Genomic DNA, 2,615 nt, shown 5'->3' with positions numbered 1-2,615 from the left:
TGTCGCTTCGGATATCCATCCACTGTGCTCCTTTCATTTCCTGACTCCCTTTCCGGGCTCTTTTTCGCCCTGATTGGGAGTCTATCCTTTTCCCTTCACCTCCGCCACAAAACTACATTTTTTCCTCGGCGTTTTCTTTCATTTTATTACTGGCGCTGACAACGCAGCAAGAACTAAAAAACACCATGAACGCCATGCAGCCACCCCAGAGCATTGAGGAAATCAAGGAGGGGCTGGAAACTACCGAGAAAGGCGGCGTCCGTCAGAGTATACGGAACTGCCTGACTGTATTCCAGCGTGACCCGCTGCTTTCCGGGGCTATCGCATACAATATCCTGACTGACCGCAAGGACATCATAAAGCCCATCGGCTTCCACAGGGAAAGCACCCCCCTGAACGATACAGATATGAAGTATCTGCTTCTCTATCTGGAAGAAACCTACGGGCTTACCAATGAGAAAAAGATTGATAACGCCATCGGGATTGTGGCGAATGAAAACAAGTACCACCCCATCCGGGATTATTTAAGTTCCCTTGTGTGGGACGGGACAGAGCGAATCCGCTTCTGCCTGCGGCACTTTCTGGGGGCTGACGCAGACGATTACACCTATGAAGCGTTGAAGCTGTTCCTGCTGGGTGCAATCTCACGAGCCTTTCAGCCGGGGTGCAAGTTTGAAATCATGCTTTGTCTGGTAGGCGGTCAGGGGGCTGGCAAGTCCACCTTCTTCCGTCTGCTGGCAATCCGGGACGAGTGGTTCTCCGATGATTTGCGGAAGCTGGACGATGACAATGTGTACCGCAAGCTGCAAGGTCACTGGATTATCGAAATGTCGGAAATGATGGCAACCGCAAACGCCAAGAGCATTGAGGAAATCAAGTCATTTTTAAGCCGGCAGAAAGAGGTTTACAAGATACCCTATGAAACCCACCCGGCAGACCGCCCCCGTCAGTGCGTGTTTGGCGGCACTTCCAATGCCCTTGATTTTCTTCCCCTTGACCGTTCCGGCAACCGCCGCTTTATCCCCGTCATGGTGTACCCGGAGCAAGCCGAGGTTCACATTTTGGAGGACGAAGCCGCTTCCAGAGCCTATATCGAGCAGATGTGGGCGGAAGCGATGGAGATTTACCGAAGCGGCAGGTTCAAGCTGGCTTTCAGCCCCGCCATGCAGCGGTATCTCAAAGAACACCAGCGGGATTTTATGCCGGAGGACACCAAAGCCGGAATGATACAGGCGTATCTTGATAAGTACACCGGGAGCATGGTCTGTTCCAAGCAGCTCTACAAGGAAGCCTTGAACCATGCCTTTGACGAACCGAAGCAATGGGAAATCCGGGAAATCAACGAGATTATGAACCAGTGCATTTCCGGCTGGCGGTACTTCCCGAATCCAAGAATGTTTTCAGAATATGGCAGACAAAAGGGCTGGGAGCGTGAAAACCCGGCAACGGACTCCGGCAACCCGTCTGAAAAAATGGTGGACGGTTTTGTGGAGGTCACAGAACAGATGGAGCTTCCATTCTGAAAATGACAGCCTGTTGCACACCCTGTTGCTATCCCGTTGCCGAGCCGGTTGCCGGAGAAAATCCCATAACTGCGGGCTTTTCTCCCCTATGACAACCAAAACAACAGAAAAATAAAAGAAAAATATAAATAGTAACCATCGCCAGATTGAGATTGTTTGCAAGGTCTTTTGAAGCCCGTTGCCGGACTTCGTTGCCGACACCCTCTGTCTGGCTATTTTCATGTATGGAGGATAACTGCCTATGGCAAAAAACAAAACAGAGATTCATGTGACTACTGTGTTTGACGGGGAGCTTGACGCAACCGATGTGTTCGTCAGCCTGATTTCCCAGAAATATGGAAAGACAAATTCAAAAGAATATCTTGCTAAAAAGAAAGATTTGAAGTATAATGAAGATGAGGTTCAAAAGAGCCAGATACCGTCTGGATTGTGTGGGTAAATGGCTATGATGAACGAAATGGAATACAGAACAATCGGTTCGGCACTTGCCGGGGGCTATCGTGCAGCGGTCTATTGCAGACTGTCAAAGGACGATGACCTGCAAGGCGAAAGTGCCAGTATCGCAAACCAGCGTGATATGCTGGAAAAATACTGCGAAAAGCAGGGATGGGAGGTTGTGGCAGTCTATCAGGACGATGGCTTCACAGGTCTTAATATGGAGCGTCCTGATTTACAGAGAATGTTGAGAGCCATTGAGCGCAGGCAAATCAACCTTGTCATCACGAAAGACCTCAGCCGACTGGGGCGGAACTATCTGCAAACCGGGCATTTGATTGAGGACTTTTTCCCAAGAAACGGTGTCCGCTATATCGCCATGAATGACGGTATCGACACCCTGCGGGATAACAACGATATTGCCCCGTTCAAGAATATCCTGAAGAACACGAGGTATTTGGGAGGGGTAAACTGCTAATTTCTCTCCAATTCGACAAATCAGTGTGCAACAATCAAATATCGCTGCTGTTACAGAATGTTTCCGTCTGGCTGCTGATGCGGTCAGGCGCTTTTTTTGCCCGATCATACCAGCCCAACAAAGCGGTAGTAAATTTTAATGTCCTGGTGTCTTTGACCGTCTATGACGGTTCGTTCTCC

General features: G+C 49.6%; 3 protein-coding genes and 1 pseudogene. 3 read left to right on the top strand and 1 reads right to left on the bottom strand.

Features of this window, described 5'->3' with window-relative positions; genetic code table 11:
- Positions 1 to 185: 185 nt before the first annotated feature.
- The 3 genes and pseudogenes from D5269_RS17350 to D5269_RS17335 all read left to right on the top strand — a co-directional run.
- Complete coding sequence (locus D5269_RS17350; protein ID WP_016289964.1) at positions 186 to 1,523, top strand: virulence-associated E family protein; 1,338 nt, start codon at positions 186 to 188, stop codon at positions 1,521 to 1,523.
- A 241-nt stretch (positions 1,524 to 1,764) separates the two neighbouring features.
- A complete protein-coding gene (locus tag D5269_RS17340) occupies positions 1,765 to 1,962 on the top strand; it encodes a hypothetical protein (RefSeq protein WP_006873181.1) in 198 nt (65 codons plus the stop codon).
- Positions 1,963 to 2,400, top strand: a pseudogene (locus D5269_RS17335) (recombinase family protein); the annotation flags it as partial.
- A 140-nt stretch (positions 2,401 to 2,540) separates the two neighbouring features.
- Here the strand turns inward: D5269_RS17335 and D5269_RS17330 are convergent.
- On the bottom strand, positions 2,541 to 2,615 hold a 75-nt coding region (locus D5269_RS17330), incomplete at its 5' end, for a DUF4368 domain-containing protein (protein WP_120487593.1).

This window comes from Anaerotruncus sp. 1XD42-93 (assembly GCF_009917605.1).
In the GTDB taxonomy this organism is placed as follows: Bacteria; Bacillota; Clostridia; order Oscillospirales; family Ruminococcaceae; genus Anaerotruncus.
The sequence above is the reverse complement of the archived record's forward strand: the minus strand, read 5'-3'. Positions and strand labels throughout refer to the sequence as shown.

What these genes read in the sequence shown, in the direction of transcription:
- D5269_RS17350 (WP_016289964.1), top strand. Translation starts at nt 186, where the DNA reads ATGAACGCCATGCAGCCACCCCAGAGCATTGAGGAAATCAAGGAGGGG.
- D5269_RS17340 (WP_006873181.1), top strand. Translation starts at nt 1,765, where the DNA reads ATGGCAAAAAACAAAACAGAGATTCATGTGACTACTGTGTTTGACGGG.